Source organism: Mesorhizobium sp. B2-8-5 (assembly GCF_006440675.2).
Lineage (GTDB): Bacteria > Pseudomonadota > Alphaproteobacteria > Rhizobiales > Rhizobiaceae > Mesorhizobium.
This window is the reverse complement of record NZ_CP083951.1, coordinates 5,164,527-5,186,999: the sequence shown is the minus strand read 5'-3', so window position 1 is coordinate 5,186,999 and position 22,473 is coordinate 5,164,527. Positions and strand designations below refer to the sequence as shown.

Here is a 22,473-nt window from a genome sequence, read left to right as displayed (position 1 = left end):
CCTATGACGTGGCTCACATTGGCACACTTTTGCGGTGGATAGCACGGCTCCGGCTGCAAGCACGCCGTGTTCCACCAGTCTCCTTGGCTGCCGGTCGCCCTATTGACCAGCCTGGTCGGCGTCGGTCAGCGTGCCGAGGAAGGCGACGATGTCGTCGATCTCGGCGTCGCTCAGAGCCGGCTTGTCGCCCGGCTTTTTGCCGTTGAAGGGTGGGTCGGTGTTGAGGTTCGGCCAGTAAGCCTTTGGCAGATCGTCGAATTTGTCGACCGTGCCGTCCGCCTTCTTCGGATACCAGCGCCCGGGATCCGTATCGCGGCTGGCGTAGAAGGCGACCGCCTCGCGCAGCGAGTGGAAATAGCCGTTGTGGAAGAAACTCTTTCGCAAGGCCACGTTGCGCAGGGTCGGCGTCTTGAACAGGCCGCAATATTCGGCGCGGCCCCTGAAATCGGCGCGCAGCGGTCCGCACAGGCCGAGGTCGACATAATTGGGATCGGCGTTGGCGGGGATCGCCCGATTGCGCGGCACGGCGATCGCGATCAGGCCGTAGTCGGTGAACTGCGGCGGCTCGCCGTCATTGGCGGGCTCGCTGAGATGGCAGCTCGCGCAATTGCCCTTCGCTTCGTCCTCGAACAGCATGCGGCCGCGCAATTCCTGCGCCGAGAGCTGCGCCTTGCCGGCGAGGAAAGCATCGTAGCGGCTGGAATAGGGATAGAAATCGGCGCTGCTCTGCTCGAATGTGCCGAGCGCTTCGACCGCGGCGTCGAAGGCATCCTGCGGGTGCTCAAACACATCGGCGCCGAACGCCGCCTCGAAGGCGCCGGCATAGGGCGCCTTGCGCAGCGCCGCGACCACCTCGGCCTCGTCCTTGTTGCCCATCTCGAAGGGCGACAGCAGCGGGATCCTCGCCTGGTCCTTGCCGTGGTCGGCGCGGCCGTCCCAGGTCAGGCCGCCGGTCGGGCCATTGTCGACGCTCTCGTCGCCTTCGTCCTCGGAGTCGTAGAAATGCTCGGTGAAGGCAGGCGCCGCCTGCAGGTAGCGCAGCGACGGCACGGCGCGAACGCCGGGCTGGTCGAGCTTGGCTCCGCCCATCTCGATGGGTGCCGCCGAGGCCGGCCCGAAGGCGTGATTGGGATCGTGGCAGGACGAGCAGGCCTGCTTGCCCGAGGCGGAGAGCGAAGGGTCAAGGAACATCTGCCGCCCGAGCGCCGTCAGCGCGTCGGCGCGGGCGAAGGCTTCCTGGCGCGACATCGGCCCGGGGTGGACACCGGACGGCTCCGCGGTGCTCGCAGGCGCGGTCAAGCCGACGATCGAGGCCGCCAGAAGGGTGATCGCGTGATTTTTCCGTCCCATCGTCTGTGGCGACATCCCTGATTTCCTTCGCCCGATTTCGTTCGCGACGTAAGGATCGAGTGCAACGGATTGATGACTGGCTTTCTCGCTCACGAAACCGTGTTCGGACACTGCGGAAATGTCACATGGGTGACAAGGCTCCGAAGTAGCTCGGCATTGATGCAGTTGCGTTCCTGCATTGCCGTCCTCCAGCCATTCCCAAGCCACGAGGCATTTCCCGATGACCCGATTCTTTCTCTCCCCCCGGTCCTTCCTCTCGCTTTGCCTTGCCTCCACGGCGCTGGCATCGTTCTCCGCTACTGCCCACGCGGCTCCTCCCGGCTACGACAAGATCGACACCGTCGTCGTCATCTACGCCGAGAACCGCAGCTTCGATAACCTCTACGGCGGCTTCCCCGGCGCCAACGGCCTGGCCAACGTTTCGCCCGACCAGGCGCGTCAGCTCGACCGCGACGGCAAGCCGCTTTCCGAACTGCCGCCGGCCTGGGGCGGCTTGACCGGCAAGGGCGTCACGCCGGCGGTGACGGAGGCGCAGAGCGCGCATCTGGCCAACGCCACCTTCGCCATCGACGATCCCAAGGGCTTCAACGAGGGCACCAACGTCGTCACGCACGACCTCTGGCACCGCTTCTACCAGGAGCAGATGCAGATCGACGGCGGCCGGAACGACAAGTTCGTCGCCTGGGCCGATTCCGGCTCGCTAGTCATGGGCCACTATGACGGCTCCAACCTGCCGATGTGGGCGATCGCCAAAAAATACGTGCTGGCGGACAATTTCTTCCAGGGCGCCTTCGGCGGCTCCTTCCTCAACCACTTCATGCTCGCCTGCGCCTGCGCGCCTTATTATCCCAATGCCGACACCAGCCCGGTGAAGGGCCAGATCGCCGTCGTCGAGCCGGATGGCGTGACGCTGAAGCCGGCCGACAACTCGCCCGCCTCGGCGCTGGGCGGCGTGCCGAAATTCGCCAATGACGGCGCCATCACGCCCGACTTCTACGCCGTCAACACCATGCAGCCGCCTTACCAGCCGAGCGCCAACAAGCCGGCTGAGGGCGGTGACGCAGCACTTGCCGATCCGGCTGCGCCCACTACGCTGCCACCGCAGCACGAGATCACCATCGGCGATCTGCTCTCGCTCAAGGGCATTTCCTGGGCCTGGTATGCAGGCGCCTGGCAGGCGGCGCTCGACGGCAAGAACGCCACGCCCGTGCCGAACTTCCAGTTCCACCACCAGCCCTTCAACTATTTCGCGGCCTATGCCCCGGGCACGGCCGCGCGGGCCGAGCACATCAAGGATGGCGGCCTTGACGGCGTGGAGTTCATCAAGGCGATCGACGACGGCAAGCTGCCGTCCATCACCTTCTACAAGCCGCAGGGCAACCTCAACGAACATGCCGGCTATGCCGATGTGACCTCGGGCGACCAGCACTTGGCCGACCTCGTTTCGCATCTGGAGAAGAGCCCGCAATGGGCTCATATGCTGGTCGTCATCACCTATGATGAGAATGGTGGCTTCTGGGATCACGTCACGCCGCCCAAGGCCGACCGCTGGGGCCCGGGCAACCGCATCCCGGCCTTCATCATCTCGCCCTATGCGAAGATGGGCACGGTCGACCACACCCAATACGACACAACCTCGATCCTGCGTTTCATCACCGCCCGCTACGACCTGCCGGTGCTGCCGGGCATCGTCGCCCGCGACAAGGCGCTGCGCAACAACGATCAGCCGCCGATGGGGGATTTGACGGCCGCGCTCGATCTGACGAAGTAGCGTTTCAGAACTGGGTTCCTCTCCCCCGCCAGAGGCGGGGGAGAGGTGTCCGCGAAGCGGAAGGGGGCCTTCGTAGGGCGCTCCCCCTTTCCGTCTCGGCTTCGCCGAGCCACCTCTCCCCCATTTCATGAGGGCGAGGAAACGCCAATCGCCCACGGCCTGCCTCGGCGATTGCCTCAGTGAATTCCCGTCCGCTATCAATGTCTCCGAATTGGAGACCACGCGATGGCAGACCTGAAAGTCAGAACCCGAAACGCCGGCGCGCTCGCCGTCCTGCCGCCGGGCGGCCTGCCGGTGGTCACGACACCGACCGGCGGCACCGTCGATGTGGTCACGCAGGTCAGCGCGTCCGGCTTCAGCCCGCTCGACCTGCTCTACGCCTCGCTGGCTGCCTGCATGGTACTCAGCGCCCGCATCGCCGCCACCCGCCTAGGGGTCGCCGACCGGCTGGGCGAGGTGAGGGCGGATGTGACCGGCGACAAGGCGAAGGACGAGCCGTCGCGGCTGGAAACCTTCAATATTCGCCTGACGATCGCCGGCGACCTCGATGCCGCGACGAAAGAGCGGATCCTGGCGGATGCCGAGGATATCTGCACCGTCTCAAACACGCTGCGCGGCGCGCCGGCACTTCACGCGAAGCTCGGGTGAGGCCGATGGCGCATCTTTCGCCGATCGACTACGCCACCGCTTCCGCCGAGATCCGCGCCGAGCACGACCGCGAGCTCGCGCTGCGCGGCCGCATGACCAACATGAAGCGCATCCTGCTTCACTCGCCGGCCGCGCATCGCATCTACGCCGAATGGTTCACGCTGCGCGACCTCTTGCGCCCCACGCTCGACGACCGCGCCATCTGGCTGTTTTCGAAGGCGATCGCCGAAACGATGCGCGCCGAGATCCCGGTGACCTTCTTCCGCCGCGCGCTGATCGAGAACGGCCTCGATCCCGAGGCGATTGAGCCGTCGACCGACGAGGCGCTGCTGATCGGTTTCGGCAAGGCGGTCGCAGTGGACGCGAATGCCGTCCCGGACGAGACCTGGGCCGCGCTCAAGGCGCGCTACGACGAGACGCTGCTCATCAACCTCACCGCCTTCGCCGGCATCATGGTGGCGACCTGCGTGTTCACCAATGCGGTCAAGGTGGATCTCGATCCGGAGTTGGAGACGTATCGCAGGCGGTGAAGCTGCTGATCTCCCCCGCAAGGACGGAGATTGGCAGCTCGAGCGCCTCGCCACTTTGCCATGAATCGGGTGGTTTGGCCCCGTCGCTCGCCCCACTTTGATGGCAAGCAAGGAGGCAACCCATGACCATCCATTCTCTGAACACCAAGCGCGTCGGCCGCTCCGCCGAATCCCGCGTCGACGCGCAAAACTGGCATGCGCTGGTGTCTGATCTGAACGCCCATGGCTGCGCCGTCGTGCCCGGCCTGCTCTCGCCCGAGGAATGCGCCGATATCGCGGGCCTCTATCCGCATGAAGAGCATTTCCGCAGCCATGTGATCATGGCCCGTCACGGCTTCGGCAAGGGCGAGTATCGCTATTTCAAATATCCGCTGCCTGACCCGATCGAGGGCCTGCGCACCGCGCTCTATCCGCGCCTCGCCACGGTCGCCAATGACTGGAACGAGAAGATGGGCGTGGCGCAGCGTTATCCGGCCGAACACGCCGCCTTCCTGAAGCGTTGCCACGACGAAGGCCAGGTGAGGCCGACGCCGCTTCTGCTGCAATACGGCCCCGGCGACTTCAACTGCCTGCATCAGGATCTTTACGGCGCACTCGCCTTTCCGCTGCAGGTGGCGGTCCTGTTGTCCGAGCCGGGTGAGGATTTCACCGGCGGCGAATTCGTGCTCACCGAGCAGCGCCCGCGCATGCAAAGCCGCGCCGAGGTGGTGCCGCTGAAGCGCGGCGATGCGGTGATCTTTGCGGTTCACAACCGGCCGGTGCAAGGCACGAAGGGGTACTATCGCGTCAACCTGCGCCATGGCGTGAGCCGCTTGCGGTCAGGGCGGCGGCATACGGTCGGGATCATCTTCCACGACGCGAGGTGAGTAGGCAGTAGGCAGTAGGTTAGGTCGAGGCCGAGAAGCGATGAGGGGTTCCTTTATCCCGCGCATTCGATTATTGGCCCTACTCCCTACTCCCTACTCCCTACGAGCCCATGATCCGTCTTGAAAATATCGGCAAGCAGAACGGCCGACAGATCGTCTTCATCGAAGCCTCGGCCGCCTTGCAGAAGGGCGAGAAGGTCGGATTGGTCGGCCCGAACGGCGCCGGCAAGACGACGTTGTTCCGCATGATCATCGGACAGGAGCAGCCGGACGAGGGCCAGGTCTCGGTCGATCGCGGCGTCACCATCGGCTATTTCAGCCAGGATGTCGGCGACATGGGCGGTTTGAGCGCCGTGGCAGAGGTCATGGAGGGCGCAGGGCCGGTCAGCGCGGTGGCCGCCGAGATGCGCGAGCTCGAACACGCCATGGGCGATCCCGACCGCGCCGACGAGATGGACCAGATCATCGAGCGCTACGGCGAACTGCAGCACCGCTTCGAAGAGCTCGACGGCTATGCGCTCGACGGCCGCGCCCGCGAGGTGCTCGACGGCCTCGGCTTCAGCCAGGAGATGATGGACGGCGATGTTTCGAAACTCTCCGGCGGCTGGAAGATGCGCGTCGCGCTGGCTCGCATCCTGTTGATGCGACCCGACGTGATGCTGCTCGACGAGCCGTCGAACCATCTCGACCTCGAAAGCCTGATCTGGCTGGAGAAATTCCTCAAGGATTACGACGGCGCGCTGCTGATGACCTCGCACGACCGCGAGTTCATGAACCGCATCGTCAACAAGATCATCGAGATCGACGCCGGCGCACTAACCTCCTATTCAGGCAATTACGAATTCTACCAGGAGCAGCGTGCGCTGGCCGACAAGCAGCTGCAGGCGCAGTTCGAGCGCCAGCAGGCGATGCTGGCCAAGGAAATCGCCTTCATCGAGCGTTTCAAGGCGCGCGCTTCCCATGCCGCCCAGGTGCAGAGCCGGGTGAAGAAGCTCGACAAGATCGACCGCGTCGAACCGCCGAAGCGGCGCCAGACGGTGGCCTTCGAGTTCCAGCCGGCGCCGCGCTGCGGCGAGGACGTGGCGACGCTGAAGGGCATCCACAAGGCCTATGGCAGCCGCAATATCTATTCGGGCCTCGACTTCCAGATCCGCCGCCGCGAGCGCTGGTGCGTGATGGGCGTCAACGGCGCCGGCAAGTCGACGCTTCTGAAGCTGGTCGCCGGCGCCTCCGAGCCGGACGAGGGCTCCGTCGCGCGCGGCCCGAGCGTCAAGATGGGCTATTTCGCCCAGCATGCCATGGAACTGCTCGATGGCGAGCGCACCGTCTTCCAGACGCTGGAGGACTCGTTTCCGCAGGCCGGTCAGGCGCCGCTGCGCGCGCTTGCCGGCTGCTTCGGCTTCTCGGGCGACGAGATCGAGAAGAAGTGCCGCGTGCTGTCGGGCGGCGAGAAGGCGCGGCTGGTGATGGCGCTGATGCTGTTCGACCCGCCCAACCTGCTGGTGCTCGACGAGCCGACCAACCACCTCGACATCACCACCAAGCAGATGCTGATCGAGGCGCTGGCGCAATATGAAGGCACCATGCTCTTCGTCTCGCACGACCGCCATTTCCTGGCGGCACTCTCCAACCGCGTGCTGGAACTGACGCCAGACGGCATCCACACCTATGGCGGCGGCTATACCGAATATGTCGCGCGCACCGGCCAGGAAGCACCGGGGCTGAGAGGGTAGGCAGCAGGGCCGGCCCTCGGCCGACAGCGCTTCATCTGGCGTCAGAGCGCGTCGTAGACGGCGTCGATCAGGGCCTTGCGGCGCGGGTCCACATCGTCGAAACCCACCATGCGGTTGGTGACATAGCCGAACCCAACCCCGGCGCCGGGGTCGGCAAAGCCGATGGCGCCGCCCCAGCCGGTATGGCCGAATGTCTGCGGCGATGCGCGGCGGGCATAGACAGGATCCTCGATCTGATAGCCGGCGGCGAAGGCGGCTGGCAGCGCGAAGCTGTCGTCCATGCCGCGAAAGCGCGGCCTCGCGGCTTCTTCGATCGCCGCGCGGCCGATCAGGGGCTTGCCCTCAAAGCTCCCGCCCGCCGCCATCATGCCGTAGATACGCGCTAGCGCATGAGCTGTTGACTGGCCGTTGCCGCCCGGCACCTCGGCGGCGCGCCAGGCGCGGTCGTTGGGCGCCAACGCGCGGGGCGTTGGGTTGTCGCATGCATGGGGAAACGGAGAAGCGCGCACGAAGTCGACCCAATCGGACGTCTTCGAGCCCTCGATCATCTCGGCGGCACGGGAATCCTGGGCTTGCGGCAGGCCGACATGGAAATCGGCCCCAAGCGGGACTGCGATCTCTTCCGCGATGAAGCGGCCGATGCTGCGCCCGTCGACGCGCCGCAGCACCTCGCCGGCAAGATGGCCGTAGGTCAGGGCATGGTAGACGCAGCGGCTGCCGGGCTCCCATAGCGGCGACATGGTGGCAAGCGCGTCGGCATAGGGCGCCCAGGCGAGCAGGCCAGCCTCATCCATCGGCACGGCAAGACCGTTCAGCCCGGACTGGTGCGACATCACCTGGTCTAGCGTGATGTATTCCTTGCCGCCCGCCGCGAATTCCGACCAATAGCGCGCCACCGGTGCGGCATAATCCAGCTTGCCGCGCTCCACCAGCATCGCGATCGCCAGCGCCACGACGCCTTGGTCGAAGACCAGACGTTGACCAGCGTGTCACGCCGCCACGGGCGGGTGCGCGCGGCATCCGCATGGCCGCCCCAGAGATCGACGACGGTCCTGCCGTGGGCCACGACCGAGACGCCGCCGCCATGCTCGAGGCCTTGAGCGAAACACCAGGCGAACGCATCGCGCACTCCGGCAAAACGCGGATCGCAGACGCCGTCTATGGTCATGCGCGAATTCCCACCAAATGCGCCTCAACCGAACAGCTTGGTCACAAAGCCGCTGAACCAGGCAAGCTGCGCTGCGTGGTGGGCCGCCATCAACCTGTCCTGTTCGTCCCGGTCCTGCGCGCCGAGCGTTCCGTAGGGCGCGGCTTGCCGTTCCTGCCAGCGCCGAAAGCCGGCCGGACCCTGCTCGGCATGGAATTGCAGCGCATAGGTCTTGTCGCCGATCCGGAACGCCTGATTGGGGAACGTGTCGCTCGAAGCGAGATGCACGGCGCCGGCCGGCACGGCGAAAGTATGAAAGTGGTTCTGCGGCAGGAAGAGCGGCCGGTCGAGGAAATCGCCGGCCTCGGCCGTCGGCGTGATCTCGAAATAGCCGAACTCCCGGATGCCGCTTTCCACCGGCCCGACATCGGCGCCGAGATGCCAGGCGATCTGCTGCGCGCCCTGGCAGATGCCGAGCAGCGGCAGATCGTTGTCCAGGCAATGCTCGATCAGCGCGGCTTCGTCGTTTAGGAACGGGTGTATGTCGGTGTCGAAGACATTGAACGGACCGCCATAGATCACCGCTCCATCGACGGACCCGAGGTCGATCGGATCGCCCTTGAACGGCATCGCAGTCGTGATCGCATGGCCGTTCGCCTCCAGCGTCGTCTGGACATGATCGTCGCCCGGCTCTTCCGAATGCCTGACCAGAACAATGCGCTTCATAGGAACACCTGCCGCTCATGCCGTAGGAATACGATAAAGCTAAGCGGGCTGCCGAAAATGTGCCAGCGCCCAGTTCCGACTGGACGCCGGCAGGCCGCGCAAGCGCGGCGCCGGGGGCTCACCCTCTCGCCAAGCCGCGATCGATCAGCCGCGCCAGGCGCGCCGAGAAGGCCCTGGCGTCGGCCGGCTTGTCGCCGTCGAGCACGCGCGCCTCGTCGTAGAGCAGGTGCGCTGCGTCTTCCTTGAACGCTTTTTCTTCGTCGCCGAGCTTTGCCAGCGCCGCCACGCGCTCATGGCGCGGGTTGATCTCGAGGATCGGCTTGGCGGCCTTGTCGAGCCGGCCGGCGGCGTTGAGCAGACGTTCGAACTGGCGGTCCGGGCCATGCTCCGGCGCGACCAGGCAGACGGCGCTTTCGGTCAGCCGGTCGGAGGCCTTCACGTCCGAGACCTCGTCGCCGAGCGTGGTCTTCACGAAGGCAAGGAACGTCGCGATGGAGGATGGCGTCTCGGCATCCGGCTTTGCTGCGTCCTCGGGCAGCGCAACATCGGCAAGCTCGGCCGCGCCCTGCGTCACCGACTTGAACGGCTTGCCGTCGAACTCCGGCGCCATCGTCACCCAGAAACTGTCGACCGGGTCGGTGAGGAGCAGCACCTCGATGCCGCGCGCGCGAAACCCTTCGAGCTGCGGCGAGGCCTCCAGCCGGGCGCGGTCGTCGCCGGCCATGAAGAAGATCGCCTTCTGGCCTTCCTTCATCGCTCCAACATAGTCGGCAAGGCTGCGCCAGCGTTCGTCCGACGCTGTCGAGCGGAAGCGGGCAAGCTTCAGCAGCTGCTCGCGCCGCTCGTAGTCCTCGTAAAGCCCTTCCTTCAGCACGACGCCGAAATTTTCCCAGATTTTGGCGTAGGCTTCGGCATCGTTGTCGGCGAGCTTTAGGAGATCGCCGAGAACGCGGTTGGTCACGCCCTTGCGGATCGCGGCGAGCAGGGGGCTTTCCTGGATCATCTCGCGCGACACGTTGAGCGGCAGGTCGGCGGAATCGACCAGGCCGCGCACGAAGCGCAAGTAGCGCGGCAGCACGTCGGCGTCGTCGGTGATGAAGACGCGCCGCACATAAAGCTTCATGCGGCCCTTGCGGTCCTGGTCGAACAGGTCGAACGGCCGCGATCCCGGCACGAAGGCGAGCACGCTGTATTCCTGCCGGCCCTCGGCGCGGAAATGGATGGTCGAGGCCGGCTCGTCGTACTGGCCGGCGATGCTGCGGTAGAAATCGGTGTATTCCTCCGGCTTGATCTCGCTCTTCGTGCGCACCCAAAGCGCCGTGCCGTCGGCGATGTCGCGTGGCTCGCCGCCGGGTTTCTCTACGAGCGTGATTGGTACCGGCACATGGCCCGACTGCGACTTCGCCAGCCCCTCGAGCCGATAGGGCGTGGTGTAGGAAGAGGCGTCCTCCATCAGATGCAGCACCACACGGGTGCCGCGCCTGGGCGCCGCCTCGAGCGGCGCCGGCGCGATTTCATAGGTGCCCTTGCCGTCGGACGACCAGCGGAAGGCCTCGTCGCTGCCGGCCTGGCGGCTGATGACGTCGACCCGGTCGGCGACCATGAAGGCCGAGTAAAACCCGACGCCGAATTGGCCGATGAGCTGCGTGTCTTCCGCTGCCTTGCCGGCCTCTACGCGCTCCAGGAAGGCGCGCGTGCCGGAGCGCGCGATGGTGCCCAGCGCCTCCGCCATCTCGTCGCGGCTCATGCCGATGCCATTGTCCTCGACGACAAGCTCTCTGTTGTCCGGGTCGGCCGCGATCGTGATGCGCGGCTTGGCATCGTCACCCAGCAACTCGGGCCGGCTCACCGCCTCGAAGCGCAGCTTCTCGCAGGCATCGGCCGCGTTGGAGATCAGCTCGCGCAGGAAGACGTCACGGTCCGAATAGACCGAATGCACCATCATGTGCAGCAGCCGCGAGACGTCCGCCTCGAATGTCCTGGTTTCCGTATTCTGATCCGTCATCTCGCCTTTCCCAAATCTCCACTCTGCCTGACGCGCCAGAAGCGTTTCGGGGATTCATCCCACGATTGTTCAATTGTGCCGCGGCCCGGGCGGGACCGGCTTCGGCAGGACAATATCGGGATGCGAGGGGAAGGCAACAAGAGGCGGCGAGAGGTATGTGGAAAGCCGACTCCATCGAACGCTCTGCGATCGGATCGGCAGGGGGACTTTGTTTTTAGTGCTCGTTTGTGGCTTTGAAAGTCTTCGCATCGCTCATGTGAATGATGACAAGCAGCTCGCTGTCTTTCCCTTTTGCTGAGCATGCTTTCAGCACCTGCCCTGAGAGAAAACTAACATATGTTAAGAGCGGAAGAAGGGATCACCTAGGGCGGAACCGCATAAGGTTGGGACCGGCGATAACCTTAATTCTGGTTTCCTTTGCCCAGGCTTCCCGAACCGAAGGTAAAGGGATAGATTAGCAATTCGTTAAGTACGCTTGGGGCGAGCGTAAAAGGTGTGTCGTCGATCGTAAGGAATGTGCCGTGATGAATTTCAAGTCTCTGATCAAGCGGGCCGAGGACGTCGATAAGGAATTTCAGGAACTCCAATCGGATCTGGCGGAAGCATTCGAGGACGTTCTTAAAGATGATGAACAGCAGCCCTCGGAGGACGATGCCGTTGCCGGCCAGGAACTGGTGGCAAGCGACGAGAATCCGCCTGCTGAAGAGCCGTCCGGCACAGCGACATCGCGGCTGACACCGCATACCCAGACGCGGCTGGCCGCGCTGGAGGCCGTCGCCGGGCTTTTCCGGGATGGCCAGAGCCATCTGCAGGAGATCGAGGCGAAGCTGGCCGAGATCGCCACCGCGCACCATATGACGCGCGAAGTCCTCAACGTGTTCCATCGCGACGTGTTGCGCTCCAACGAGCTGGAACTGGCAAACCTCGCCCTCACCACGGAACACAAAACGCTTTCAGAACAACTGCTTGACGCCGCCCGCAGGCAGCGCGAACGCGACGGCGCGGCCGAGGCGTGGCAGCAGCGCGAGGCGAGTCTCGTTCAGGACCGGGAGCAACTGCGCTCAGCGCTTGCGGCCGTGCGCCTGGAGCTGGTGGAGATGGGCAACGAGAGCACCAGGCGCGAGACGGAGTTCGGCGAGATCGCCAAGGCTCTGGCGGCCAAAACAGTGGAGCTCGACAGACGCGGCGCCGAGAACAAGCTGCTGCGCGAAAAGCAGGTCGGCCTCTCGGTCGATCTGGAGCAGGCGCAAAAGCGCGAGGAGGAGGCCCGGCACAGGTTCGACGAATTCGCGGCAACCCACGCCGGCGAAACCGCTCACATCGCCGAGCTGATGGCTCAACTCGGCAACCACGAAAAAGAGGAAACCCGACTGCAGAAAACGCTGGAGGCAACGCAAGCCAAGCTTGCCGAAACCGCCGAGATGGCGCGGATCGCCGAAAGCGACAGTGCCGCCGAACTGGCGCGCGGTCAGGCGGAAATGCGCGGTTTGCGTGCTGAGATCCAGGAACTGCAATCGCGCCTGGATCACGTCTCCGCCGACAACGACGAAGCCACGGCCGAGATCGCCAGGCTCAGGGCGCAGTTGAACGATGCCGTCACCGAACGCCAGATTGCGGAGGAAAGGCTCGCCGTTCTCAAGGACGAGAGCGAAACCGACAAGAAGAACCTGTCCGCGGTCAGCACCAATCTCTCACAGCTTTCGCTGCAGCAGGCGTCCGAGCAGATCCAGCTCGATATCCAGAAGCAGGAATGCGAGGATCTGCACGCCGAAGTCGAAGCGCTCAATGCCCGCATCCGGGAATTGCTGCCTTACGAGCGGCTGCATAGGGTGACCGACGCAAGGTCGCGCAAGGATGCCCCGCCTCAGGCCAATGGGATCATCGCGGAAGCGGGGCGCGCCACCGCCCGGCGTGTTGCTCGGCGCAACATGCGGGCAAACGGAAGCTGAGAAATCGCTGCGTAATTCCGGAGATCGCTCTGCCGGCTATTGCCCCGCCATGCCGTCGGCAAGATCCTGCGCCTGCTTGAGCAGCGCCGGGAAGGACGGATCACCTGGCAGGCGCTGGGCCATGCAGGCGCGGTAGTCGGCGTCGCCCTTTTCCCAGGCGGCGTTGGCGGCATCGGTGGCGGTCGAGTCGTCCTGGTCCGCGCCATCATCGCTCTGCTGGGTTTTCTGCGCGGCGGCGTCGGCGGCTGCCCACAGCGAACCGCACGCCGCGATCTTCGGCACGGCGGGCGAGGCGGGCGCTTCGGCAATCAGCACGCGGTCGCCCTTCACGACCGCCACGACGACGTGCTGGTCGTAGATCGGTCCGACATCCTGGGTCCAGCCACCGAGCCGGGCGACCGCCGCATCGGCGCCGTCGGGCTTCTTCAGCGAAAAATCGAGCGTGCCGGAGAATGCCGCGTCGCTGCCGATGGCCTGGGTGTAGAAACTGTCGAGCTTCAGCGCCGCGCCGATATCGGCGGGCAGCTTGAAATCTGCTTCCGTTTCGGCCGATTTGGATTTGAGCCAGCGCTCGGTCAGCCCGCGCGTCGAGACGACGATGCTCGGACCGTCGTCGCTCTGGGCATATCGCAGCCCGTCCAGCATGCCATAGCCGATGTCGGAAGCGTTGAGGCTTTCGATGTTCATGGTGCCCGTCGTTGGAAAGCCCTTGACCGCAAGCGGGCCGAGAATGGCGGCGAGACGCTGCTGCAGGTCGGCCAGCGCCTTCTCGTTCTGGGCATCGAGGGTTTCGATTGCGCTGTTCGCGCTTTCCTGCGCGGTGATGTCGGCAATCGCCTTGTCGCGCGCCGCGACGTAATCGTCTTCCGGCGAGGCGGCGAGCGCCGTGCTGCCCGCCAGTGCAAAGAGAAGCGTTAAAACCAACCGCATGCTGCATCCCAAGATAAGCGATCAAGAACCCTTGCGAGCCATCGCCCGACTTGGCGGCTTTTGCGTGGCGGAAATCAAGGCAGCGGCAAATCTTTATTCCGCTTTGCGCTTCTCCACCTCGGCCTTCCGCAGCAGGAACCGCTGGATCTTGCCGCTTGGTGTCTTCGGCAGTTCGCTGACGAACTCGACCTCGCGCGGATAGGAATGCGCCGACAGGCGCTTCTTCACATGCTGGGCGAGTTCCTCGGCCAGCGCCTCGCTGCCCTTGAAGGCGGGCGCCAGCACCACGAAGGCCTTGACGATCTCGGTGCGCTGCGGATCGGGCACGCCGACCACCGCCGCCTCGTTCACCGCCGGATGCTCTATCAGCGCGCTTTCGACATCGAACGGCCCGATGCGGTAGCCGGACGAGGTGATGACGTCATCGGCCCGGCCGATGAAGGAGACCGAGCCGTCCGGCTCATATTCCACCGTGTCGCCGGTGCGATAATAGCCGCCCACGATCGCCGGCGTCTCGGCCTCGTGGTAGCCGCCGAACCAGCGCAGCGGCGATCTGGCGATATCGACCGCGAGCACGCCCGGCTGGTTGGGGCCGAGCTCGTTGCCTTCGTCATCCAGAACCACCATGCGGTAGCCCGGCGTGGCGAAGCCGGCCGAGCCTGTGCGCACGATATGCGCCAGCCCATGATGGTTGTTGACCATCATGCCGTTCTCGGTCTGGCCGTAATGGTCGTGGATCGGCGCGGCGAGGTTGGCGTCGAACCAGCGGATCACTTCCGGGTTGAGCGGTTCGCCGGCGCTGCTCACGACGCGCAACCTGCCTTTGACGCGCGCCGCGGCCTCGGGCCCTTCCGCCATCAGCAAGCGATAGGCCGTCGGCGAGCCGGCGAGGCTGGTGACGGCCAGGCGCTCGATGATGTCGTAGGTCGATTGGGCGTTGAAGGCGCCTTCGTAGAAGGTGGTGGCGATGCCGAGCTGCAACGGCCCCGTGATGGCGTAGTAGAGCCCATAGGCCCAGCCGGGATCGGCGATGTTCCAGAAGATGTCGTCGGGCGTGAGCCCGATCGCGTCGCGCATATAGGCGCCGAAGGCGAGCAGCGCGCTGAGCGGCACCGGCACGCCCTTCGGGTGCCCGGTGGTGCCGGAGGTCGACATCATCATGAACAGGTCCGGGCCCTTGCGCATCACGGGCTCGCAGTCGGGGGAGGCGGTCGCGAGCGCCGCGCGGAAATCGATGTCGCCGGCGGGCAGCATGTCGCCGCGGCCAAGGATGGTGGCGATGCGCGGACGGTTCTCCACCTCGTCGAGCTTGGCGCGGTTGGCGGGATTGGTCACCACCAGCCTGGCCTTGCTGTAGCTCAGGCGATGCTCGACCGCCTTCGGCCCGAAAGCCGTGAACAGAGGCTGGTAGACCGCGCCGACGCGCCATGTGCCGAGGATCAGCGCCCCCAATTCAGGGATGCGCGGCAGCATGCCCGCCACGACATCGCCAGGCCGTACGCCAAGTTCCTTCAGCATTGTGCCGACGCGGCCGGACATGTCGGCGAGGTCGTCGAAGGAATATTCGCGCAATTCCCCGCCGGCCGAGATCGCGCGGAGCGCCAGCCGGCTCTCGCCCGTGTAGCGACCGCAGCATTCGACATAGGCGTTGATGCCGGTGGCCGGGTCGCCATGAAGGCGCGCGATCTCGTCCTCGATGCGGAATTGCGCAACGGCATCCTCATAGCGCGGCCGCGCTTGCGTCTTGGTCATCGCAATCCTCCCTCGGCGGCGCAGATCTCCCCATGATCGCCGCTGGGCGAGATTGCATGAAAAGAGGACGCGGGTCGATTGCGGCGAAAGTCGAGAGTGAGGCGACGACGGTTGCGCGAAGGAACGCAAGCTTTCGCCGCTCAAAGCGTTTCCAACCAGCAAGTTAGTGGCCAGCTAGCTTTGCGGCAGTTGAATTCCCTGCGCTTCCATGTGCCGTTTCCAGCGGCCGCGCAGCTCAGCCGGCCGGCAGCCGATGCGCTCGTCGAGAAAAGTCGCGGCGGATATCCGGTCGGTGCGGAAATGACGGAAATCCTGGCGCAGCTCGCACCAGGCGGCGAGCAGCCGCACCGTTTCGGCATAGCCGATCATCGTCGGCCAGACGACGCGCTCACTCTCGTCGCCCTGTTCGTTGCGGTAGAAGATACGGATCTTGTGGCCGTTGCGGATCGAGGCCCGCGCCCGCGCGATATCCAGCCCGTCGGGCAGGCTCGCGCGGCTGAGCGGCGCGCCGACGCTGGGCTGGCTGACGAAGGGGCGCAGCCGCTCGGGTACGACGGTGGTGATCTTGGCGATCAGGTCGCGCGCCGCGCCCGCCAGCACCGCATCGCCCTTGTCGGCCACCCATTGCGCGCCGAGCACCGCCGCCTCCAGCTCGTCCGGCGTCAGCATCAGCGGCGGCATGTCGTAGTCGCGGTCGAGCACATAACCGAGGCCGGCCTCGCCCTGGATCGGCACGCGCTGTCCGATGAGGTCGGCGATGTCGCGATAGACCGAGCGGCGCGAGATTTCGAGCTCTTCGGCGATCTGGCCGGCGGTGATCGGCCGGCTCGAGCGCCGCAGGATCTGGATGATCTGAAACAGTCTGTCGGCGCGGCGCAAGGCATGTCTCCTGTTGCCACTATGCTGGCAGCAGGCCTGGTCCACAAGTCGGGGCAGGGTGCCTGAACGGGCGCGTCCAGCCGCGAGGATTTCTTCGTCGGCCAGTCCACGGAGACGACCAAATGAATTTCGTTTCGACCCGCATCATCACGACCGACGTCAAGCGGCTCGTCGCCTTCTACGAGACGGTCACGGGCATCAAGCTCACGCTCTACACCGAGGATTTCGCCGAGCTCGTCACCGCGGCCGGCACGCTGGCGATCGGCAGCACGCGCACGCTTCGACTCTTCGGCGGCGACCATGTCGCTAGCCCCGCCGAGAACCGCAGCGCCATCGTCGAGTTCCGCGTCGCCGATGTCGATGACGCGTACCGTCGGCTGGGCGGTTTCATCGATGGCGCGCTGGTGCAGGCGCCCACCGCCATGCCATGGGGCAACCGCTCGCTTCTGTTTCGCGATCCCGACGGCAATCTGGTGAATTTCTTCACCCCGGTGACGGCGGAGGCGATCAGGAAGTTCGAGCGGTGAGGCAGATCGACAGGGGCGGGCGCATTTCGCCAGTGTTTCCCCTCCTGCCCATCGTCCGAAGCTGCTGCGGAGGATAGTCGTGCAAGGATTGGCCGCGTGCGCACCACCCTGTACTATGGCCTGGTGAATGCAAGGAGGGGAGGGCGCGCATGCGGCTTGATCGGAATCTCTGTCGTTTCAGGATTTGGTCCGTCGTCGCGGGGTTCGCATTTTGGCCCCATGCGACGGCGGCTGACCCCATCGCGCCCGAGCGGATCACTGCCGCGCTATCCAGGCTCGAAGTGCTGGCGCAAGGCGCCGTCGCCAATGGTGATGTTCCCGGCCTCGCCATCGCCGTCGTGCACGACGACGAGGTGGTCTTTCTCAAGGGGTTCGGTCATCGCGAAGCCGGAAAGCCGGAGGCCGTCGATGCCGACACGGTGTTCCAGATCGCTTCGCTCTCCAAGCCGGTCTCGGCCACGGTCGTAGCCGCGCTGGTCAGCGACGGAGCAGTATCCTGGGATTCCAAGGTCGTCGACCTAGATCCGGCCTTCCGGCTTGCCGATCCCTATCCAACCAGTGAGCTCACCATCCGCGACCTGTTTTCGCATCGCAGCGGGCTTCCAGGCACCGCTGGAGACGATCTCGAGGACATAGGCTATGATCGCGCCACGATCCTCCACCGCCTGCGCTTCGTGCCGCCATCGTCGAGCTTTCGCGCCGGCTACTCCTACTCCAATTTCGGACTGACCGAAGGCGCCGTCGCGGCCGCCAAACCGACAGGCAAGCCCTGGGAAGAAATCGCCGAGGAGAAACTCTACCGTCCGCTCGGCATGGCCTCGACCAGCTCCCGTCACGCCGACTTCATGAGGCGCGCCGATCGCGCCGCGCTCCACGTCAGGGTCGACGGCGTCTGGGCTGCCAAGATCAGGCGCGATCCGGACGCCCAGGCGCCTGCCGGCGGCGTCAGCTCAACCGCGCGCGATCTCGCGCAATGGGTACGCCTCCTGCTCGGCGACGGCTCCTATGCCGGCAAGACCCTGATTGCCGCCGATGCGCTGGACCAGACCCACGTGCCCTTGATGACGCGCGGCAAGAACCCGGTCTCCGGCGGCGAATCCTTCTACGGCCTTGGCTGGAACATCGAATTCGGCCGGCACGGCCTGAGCTGGAGCCATGCCGGTGCCTTCAGCGTCGGCGCCCGCACCCTGGTGACGATCTTTCCAAAGGAGAAGCTCGGTATCGTCATCCTCGCCAACGCCTTTCCGACAGGAGTGCCGGAGGGGCTGTCCGACAGCTTCGCCGATCTCGTCTTCGACGGTAAAGTCGAGAAAGATTGGATCGCGGCGTGGAACGGCATCTATGTCGGGCTGTTCGGCCCGATGATCGAGGCGGCCAAGGCCGCCTATGCTAGCCCGCCGCCCAGGCCGACCCCGTCCCGGCGCGCCGGCGCCTATGCCGGCCGCTATGCCAACGACTTCATCGGCGATGCCGTGGTGTCGGGCGCCGGCGAGGGCCTTGTGCTCAAGCTCGGACCGTCAGGGGCGCGATCCTATTCGCTGGCGCATTTCGACGGCGACCGCTTCATGACCTTCCCTGACGCGGAGACACCCGACAGGCCCGCCGGCGTCAGCTTTGCCGTCGGCCCCGACGGCAAAGCGTCGGCGATGACCATCGATTTCCTCGACGACAATCACATGGGCACGCTGCGGCGTATCCCCGATTGAAAGCGGTCGGGCGGTCAGGACGCCCGCCCGTACTGGAGCAGCGCGAAACAGTCGCCGCTGCCTGATTTCGACTGCATCAGCACCGGCTTCGACCGGTCGAGCCATTGCTGGTGCGATTTGGCATCGGCCTCGATCTCATCGACCGGGACAGCTTTGACGAAGCCGCGCCCCTGGCTGAAAAGCCAGCAGGCCCGGGCCAGATGCCTTCTGGCGCGCTGGCGCAGCAAGTCGGCATCGTAGAAGATGTCGAGCACCTCCTGTTTGATCCTGCGTCCCTTTTCGGGATCGGCGACCCCTGTCTGCGCCGGCTCGCCGCCGATCGTCTGCTGCAGGTCCTTGTAGTCGAGCGCAAGCTGTGTGGTGGCGTATTTGATCTCGCTCTCGTCGCGCACGATGTCGAACCACAGCCTGGGATCAAGCTCATTGACGACGAAGGAGGATTCGAAATCGCGCGACAGGTTCAGTATTTCGAAGTCGCCAAGATCGACGTCGCGCTCGACCAGGAGGATCTTGGCCGCCTGTTTGCCGAGCTCTGTCCCCTGTAGGCTGACGGCGGTGTTCTTGCCGCCGAGATCGGGGCTGAGATACGGGCCGCCCTCATCCAGCAGCTCGTCGAACTCATCGAGCGACTGCATGACCGGCGCGCCGCGGGCGATGCGTGCGGCGAGCTTGGCGAGCACCTGCTGCAGCTCGGTCTCGCGTTTGCGCTGGTCCTGGTAGTTCTGTTGGAAGAAGAAGATGAACAGCGAGACGCCGATGCCGATCAGGATCACCCCCAGCTGCGAGAAGACGTTGCGGTAGTATTCCAGCAGTTTTTCGCGGTGGCGCACGTCGTCGCGCACGCTGAGGGCTACGCGCAGATTGACGATCAGCGAGAGGATCAGCAATCCCGCGCCGACTAGGATGAGACCGCCGATGAGGAGGTAGCCATGACCTGCGCTGAAATTCATCTGTGTCGTCCCGAAGCCCCTGAGAGCGCAGACTAAAGCTATTTCGCTCAAATACCTATGGTGCTGCTGGAGCCGCGACGTCGCTCGCCATTGACCCCGCCGTCGATCGGGCCGATATCCCGCGCGAATTGCCACCCGAGATCCCGATGACCTCAGACCTCAGAGAACCGGCCGCCGCGGACGATCCTGATTCCGCCCGAAAAAATGGCGCCGCCTGGCAAGACGACGTCCGCGCCGGTGTGCGCCATGTCCGCGACCTCGCGTCCCTGCCGCTCTCGCCAGCCGAGCGCGCCGCCGCGCAGGAAGCCGCAACCGCGCACAAGGTGCGCGTGCCCAAACCCTATCTCGATCTGATAGACTGGAACGACCCTGACGACCCGATCCGCGCCCAAGTGATCCCGTCGCCCGACGAACTGGTCGCCGCCGAGGGCGAGCTCGACGATCCGATCGGCGACCATGCCTTCAGCCCGGTGTCCAGGCTGACGCACCGCCATGCCGACCGCGTGCTTCTGTTCCCCACCTATCAATGCGCGGTCTATTGCCGCTTCTGCTTCAGGAAAGAGTCGCTGACCTCGATCGGCCGCGGCTATACGCGCGAGGCACTGGAGCCGGCGCTGGCCTATATCGCCGGACACAAGGAAATCCGCGAGGTGATCCTGACCGGCGGCGATCCGCTGTCGCTGCCCGACAAGGCGCTGGCCGAAATCCGCGCCCGCCTGGAGGCGATCCCGCATCTCAGGCTTCTGCGCATCCACACCCGCGTGCCGGTGGCGCTGCCGTCGCGCATCACACTCGGCCTGGTCGAGGCGCTGCATGGCCGGCTGATGGTGACTGTTGTGACCCACTTCAACCATCCGCGTGAGCTCACCGCCGAAGCCGAGGCGGCCTGCCACACGATGCGGCAGGCGGGCTTCGTGCTGCTCAACCAGAGCGTCCTGCTGAAAGGCGTCAACGACAAGGTCGAGGTGCTGGAGGAGCTCTGCCGCGAGCTGATGTACCGGCTGGGCGTGAAACCCTATTATCTGCACCACGGCGACCTCGCGCGCGGCATGGCGCACCGCCGCACCACGATTGCCGAAGGCCAGGCGCTGGTCGCCGAACTGCGCCGGCGCCTCTCCGGCATCTGCAACCCGACTTATGTCATCGACCTCCCCGACGGCGGCGGCAAGGTGGCGCTGGCCGCGAGCCATATCGAGGACCGCGAAGGCGATACCTGGCGGATCAGCGGCCAGGACGGCAAGGTGCGGGAGTACAAGGAAGTGATTGTCTAGACCGCCACGATCTGCGTTACCGGCGTTCGGCGACTGCGCGTGCCCGCCCGACTTTGGCCCCATTGCGCGGCACAAGGAACTCCATCCCGCGCCCTGCATTCTATGAGAGGGGGGTGAAGGAGCGTCGCGTGAAGGCTTTGTTGGGAATTGCCGGCGGCTTCGTGCTGACCTTGGCCGTGTTTGCCAGCGGGCTTGCCTTCGCCACCTGGCTGCTCGCCGCCAAGCCGGTGCGGCAGGCAACGCCTGCGATCGGCGTTTCCGAGCTCTGGACGAAGGATGCCCAGCCGGTCGATCGGCAGGAACAGAACCTTCAACGCATTCCCGCCCGACAGGTAGTGGCTGCGCCCGCCAAGACTGGCGAGCCGGCCAAGACGGATAGCGGAACGCAGACGGCGGCGCTTGGCGGGGCCACGGCGCCTCCTGCGGCACCGCCACTGCAGCCATTGCCCGACGTCTCTGGCCCGGGCCAGCCAGCGCCCGACGCCGGCGTGGCCAAACAGCCGGCGACAGTCGATCAGCAGGCGCAGCAGCAGCAATTGCCCGTCGCCCACTTGCAATGGTGCGCCACCCGCTATCGCAGCTACCGCCCGGCGGAAAACAGCTACCGCTCCTACAGCGGCGAGCTGCGCCCCTGCGTCTCACCCTATTACGATCCCGGCGACGGCCGCACCGCCTCGACGGGCGCAGGCCAGAATGACCAGACAGCAGCGAGCGATCGCCAGAACGCCATGCCTGACGACCGGACGAGCGACGATCAGATGAGCGACGACCAGGCCGAGATGGAAGGCTACGCCCCGTCGGCCGACGGCTACGCCACCACCTATGGCGGCCCGCCGGAAGAGATTTCGCCCGAGGCAGAGGCCACCCGGGAACAGGCATCGGGTCGCCCGGTATCGGGCGACCACGTCGACTACTGCTTCAGCCGCTACCGCTCCTACGATCCGCAGGACAACACCTACCAGCCCTTCGACGGCGGTCCGCGCCGCCAGTGCGAGTAAGATTTCTTCGAACCCTAGCTGGAGGAGCGCTGTCCCCGCCCGCGTCTCCATGGTTCCGCACCCGGTACCCGCCAGAGACCAAGCTGAAACACACGCTTCCTGCAACCGGCATGCCCGCGAAACGCTCAAGCTCGATTGTCGCGCATCCCAACACCCAGGAGGATGCGCCGATGACACCCGACCAGATCAAGCTTGTGCAGGAGAGTTTTCGCGAGGTCGTCCCGATCAAGGAAGCGGCCGCGGCCTTGTTCTACGAGAAGCTGTTCGCTCTCGACGGCAGCCTCAGGACGCTGTTTCGCGAAACCGACATGAAAAAGCAGGGCGCCAAGCTGATGGCGGCGCTGGGCTTCGTGGTGCATGGGCTGTCGCGCGCCGAGACGATCCTACCCACCGTCCAGGAGCTCGCCCGGCGGCATGTCGGCTACGGCGTCGAGGAACATCACTACGCCACCGTCGGCCAGGCGCTGATCGAGACGCTCGAGGTGGGCCTGGGCGAAGCCTTTACACCGCAGGCGCGCGAGGCATGGGCAGCGGCCTACGGCCTGCTGGCGAGTGTGATGATCGCCGCCGCGCGGGACGTGCAATTGGCTGCTTGAGGAAGCCTATTTCTCCTCCTTGATTTCTGGGCGGAGAAAATCATGGGCGAGAAAAGAGGGCAGCGCGGCCGCCGGATTGAGGTCAGGCCTAGTCGAAAACGGTGATTTCTGAGAACCGGAGCGGAGCGTTCTTGAAGTA

At 65.3% G+C, this 22,473-nt stretch carries 18 protein-coding genes and 1 pseudogene; 11 read left to right on the top strand and 8 right to left on the bottom strand.

Annotated features, from left to right (window positions below):
* Positions 1-99 precede the first annotated feature (99 nt).
* Positions 100-1,365 carry a cytochrome-c peroxidase gene (locus tag FJ430_RS25650; RefSeq protein ID WP_140703370.1) on the bottom strand — a complete coding sequence of 422 codons (1,266 nt, stop codon included), beginning with the start codon at positions 1,363-1,365 and terminating at the stop codon, positions 100-102.
* A gap of 205 nt (positions 1,366-1,570) precedes the next feature.
* Here FJ430_RS25650 and FJ430_RS25645 point away from each other — a divergent pair, with 205 nt between their 5' ends.
* The 5 genes from FJ430_RS25645 to FJ430_RS25625 all read left to right on the top strand — a co-directional run bounded on the left by FJ430_RS25645 (position 1,571) and on the right by FJ430_RS25625 (position 6,898).
* The gene (locus FJ430_RS25645; protein ID WP_140703372.1) at positions 1,571-3,121 is read left to right on the top strand and encodes an acid phosphatase; all 1,551 of its coding nucleotides are present in this window, start codon (positions 1,571-1,573) and stop codon (positions 3,119-3,121) included.
* A gap of 225 nt (positions 3,122-3,346) precedes the next feature.
* Positions 3,347-3,769 carry an OsmC family protein gene (locus FJ430_RS25640; protein ID WP_140703374.1) on the top strand — a complete coding sequence of 141 codons (423 nt, stop codon included), beginning with the start codon at positions 3,347-3,349 and terminating at the stop codon, positions 3,767-3,769.
* A gap of 5 nt (positions 3,770-3,774) precedes the next feature.
* The gene (locus tag FJ430_RS25635; protein ID WP_140703376.1) at positions 3,775-4,299 is read left to right on the top strand and encodes a hypothetical protein; all 525 of its coding nucleotides are present in this window, start codon (positions 3,775-3,777) and stop codon (positions 4,297-4,299) included.
* 122 nt (positions 4,300-4,421) lie between these two features.
* Complete coding sequence (locus FJ430_RS25630) at positions 4,422-5,165, top strand: 2OG-Fe(II) oxygenase (RefSeq protein ID WP_140703378.1); 744 nt, start codon at positions 4,422-4,424, stop codon at positions 5,163-5,165.
* Positions 5,166-5,275: 110 nt separating this feature from the next.
* On the top strand, positions 5,276-6,898 hold the full coding sequence (locus tag FJ430_RS25625; protein WP_140703380.1) for an ABC-F family ATP-binding cassette domain-containing protein: 1,623 nt from the start codon (positions 5,276-5,278) through the stop codon (positions 6,896-6,898).
* A 41-nt stretch (positions 6,899-6,939) separates the two neighbouring features.
* Here FJ430_RS25625 and FJ430_RS25620 read toward each other — a convergent pair.
* From FJ430_RS25620 to htpG, 3 genes and pseudogenes are all read right to left on the bottom strand, one after another.
* Positions 6,940-8,066 (bottom strand): annotated as a pseudogene (locus FJ430_RS25620) (serine hydrolase domain-containing protein).
* A gap of 24 nt (positions 8,067-8,090) precedes the next feature.
* On the bottom strand, positions 8,091-8,771 hold the full coding sequence (locus FJ430_RS25615; protein WP_140703382.1) for a type 1 glutamine amidotransferase: 681 nt from the start codon (positions 8,769-8,771) through the stop codon (positions 8,091-8,093).
* Between the two features lie 118 nt (positions 8,772-8,889).
* Complete coding sequence (htpG, locus tag FJ430_RS25610) at positions 8,890-10,776, bottom strand: molecular chaperone HtpG (RefSeq protein WP_140703384.1); 1,887 nt, start codon at positions 10,774-10,776, stop codon at positions 8,890-8,892.
* A gap of 524 nt (positions 10,777-11,300) precedes the next feature.
* Here htpG and FJ430_RS25605 point away from each other — a divergent pair.
* Positions 11,301-12,725: a hypothetical protein gene (locus FJ430_RS25605; protein ID WP_140703386.1), complete on the top strand. Its 1,425-nt coding sequence runs from the start codon at positions 11,301-11,303 to the stop codon at positions 12,723-12,725.
* A gap of 36 nt (positions 12,726-12,761) precedes the next feature.
* Here FJ430_RS25605 and FJ430_RS25600 read toward each other — a convergent pair whose 3' ends face one another.
* The 3 genes from FJ430_RS25600 to FJ430_RS25590 all read right to left on the bottom strand — a co-directional run bounded on the left by FJ430_RS25600 (position 12,762) and on the right by FJ430_RS25590 (position 16,286).
* A complete protein-coding gene (locus tag FJ430_RS25600) occupies positions 12,762-13,655 on the bottom strand; it encodes a hypothetical protein (RefSeq protein WP_140644975.1) in 894 nt (297 codons plus the stop codon).
* Between the two features lie 93 nt (positions 13,656-13,748).
* Positions 13,749-15,407, bottom strand: coding sequence for an acyl-CoA synthetase (locus tag FJ430_RS25595; protein ID WP_140703388.1), 1,659 nt, complete (start codon positions 15,405-15,407; stop codon positions 13,749-13,751).
* A 174-nt stretch (positions 15,408-15,581) separates the two neighbouring features.
* Entirely contained in the window at positions 15,582-16,286 is a 705-nt protein-coding gene (locus FJ430_RS25590) for a helix-turn-helix transcriptional regulator (RefSeq protein ID WP_140644973.1), read from the bottom strand.
* 122 nt (positions 16,287-16,408) lie between these two features.
* On the opposite strand from FJ430_RS25590, the gene FJ430_RS25585 reads away from it, so the two are divergent.
* A complete protein-coding gene (locus FJ430_RS25585; protein WP_140703391.1) occupies positions 16,409-16,813 on the top strand; it encodes a VOC family protein in 405 nt (134 codons plus the stop codon).
* Positions 16,814-16,962: 149 nt separating this feature from the next.
* Entirely contained in the window at positions 16,963-18,519 is a 1,557-nt protein-coding gene (locus FJ430_RS25580) for a serine hydrolase (RefSeq protein ID WP_140703393.1), read from the top strand.
* A 14-nt stretch (positions 18,520-18,533) separates the two neighbouring features.
* Here FJ430_RS25580 and FJ430_RS25575 read toward each other — a convergent pair whose 3' ends face one another.
* A complete protein-coding gene (locus tag FJ430_RS25575; RefSeq protein WP_140703395.1) occupies positions 18,534-19,469 on the bottom strand; it encodes a hypothetical protein in 936 nt (311 codons plus the stop codon).
* A gap of 146 nt (positions 19,470-19,615) precedes the next feature.
* Here FJ430_RS25575 and FJ430_RS25570 point away from each other — a divergent pair, with 146 nt between their 5' ends.
* The 3 genes from FJ430_RS25570 (at position 19,616) to FJ430_RS25560 (ending at position 22,334) form a co-directional block, all read left to right on the top strand.
* Positions 19,616-20,740: a KamA family radical SAM protein gene (locus FJ430_RS25570; protein ID WP_140703397.1), complete on the top strand. Its 1,125-nt coding sequence runs from the start codon at positions 19,616-19,618 to the stop codon at positions 20,738-20,740.
* A 128-nt stretch (positions 20,741-20,868) separates the two neighbouring features.
* Positions 20,869-21,738 carry a BA14K family protein gene (locus tag FJ430_RS25565; protein WP_226891914.1) on the top strand — a complete coding sequence of 290 codons (870 nt, stop codon included), beginning with the start codon at positions 20,869-20,871 and terminating at the stop codon, positions 21,736-21,738.
* Positions 21,739-21,908: 170 nt separating this feature from the next.
* A complete protein-coding gene (locus FJ430_RS25560; RefSeq protein ID WP_140703399.1) occupies positions 21,909-22,334 on the top strand; it encodes a globin family protein in 426 nt (141 codons plus the stop codon).
* Positions 22,335-22,473 lie beyond the last annotated feature (139 nt).

Coding starts and splice junctions, on each gene's coding strand:
- FJ430_RS25570 (WP_140703397.1), top strand. CDS start 19,616: ATGACCTCAGACCTCAGAGAACCGGCCGCCGCGGACGATCCTGATTCC.
- FJ430_RS25580 (WP_140703393.1), top strand. CDS start 16,963: ATGCGGCTTGATCGGAATCTCTGTCGTTTCAGGATTTGGTCCGTCGTC.
- FJ430_RS25645 (WP_140703372.1), top strand. CDS start 1,571: ATGACCCGATTCTTTCTCTCCCCCCGGTCCTTCCTCTCGCTTTGCCTT.
- FJ430_RS25615 (WP_140703382.1), bottom strand. CDS start 8,771: ATGAAGCGCATTGTTCTGGTCAGGCATTCGGAAGAGCCGGGCGACGAT.
- FJ430_RS25585 (WP_140703391.1), top strand. CDS start 16,409: ATGAATTTCGTTTCGACCCGCATCATCACGACCGACGTCAAGCGGCTC.
- FJ430_RS25560 (WP_140703399.1), top strand. CDS start 21,909: ATGACACCCGACCAGATCAAGCTTGTGCAGGAGAGTTTTCGCGAGGTC.
- FJ430_RS25630 (WP_140703378.1), top strand. CDS start 4,422: ATGACCATCCATTCTCTGAACACCAAGCGCGTCGGCCGCTCCGCCGAA.
- FJ430_RS25650 (WP_140703370.1), bottom strand. CDS start 1,365: ATGTCGCCACAGACGATGGGACGGAAAAATCACGCGATCACCCTTCTG.
- FJ430_RS25575 (WP_140703395.1), bottom strand. CDS start 19,469: ATGAATTTCAGCGCAGGTCATGGCTACCTCCTCATCGGCGGTCTCATC.
- FJ430_RS25600 (WP_140644975.1), bottom strand. CDS start 13,655: ATGCGGTTGGTTTTAACGCTTCTCTTTGCACTGGCGGGCAGCACGGCG.
- FJ430_RS25625 (WP_140703380.1), top strand. CDS start 5,276: ATGATCCGTCTTGAAAATATCGGCAAGCAGAACGGCCGACAGATCGTC.
- FJ430_RS25635 (WP_140703376.1), top strand. CDS start 3,775: ATGGCGCATCTTTCGCCGATCGACTACGCCACCGCTTCCGCCGAGATC.
- FJ430_RS25595 (WP_140703388.1), bottom strand. CDS start 15,407: ATGACCAAGACGCAAGCGCGGCCGCGCTATGAGGATGCCGTTGCGCAA.
- FJ430_RS25640 (WP_140703374.1), top strand. CDS start 3,347: ATGGCAGACCTGAAAGTCAGAACCCGAAACGCCGGCGCGCTCGCCGTC.
- FJ430_RS25605 (WP_140703386.1), top strand. CDS start 11,301: ATGAATTTCAAGTCTCTGATCAAGCGGGCCGAGGACGTCGATAAGGAA.
- htpG (WP_140703384.1), bottom strand. CDS start 10,776: ATGACGGATCAGAATACGGAAACCAGGACATTCGAGGCGGACGTCTCG.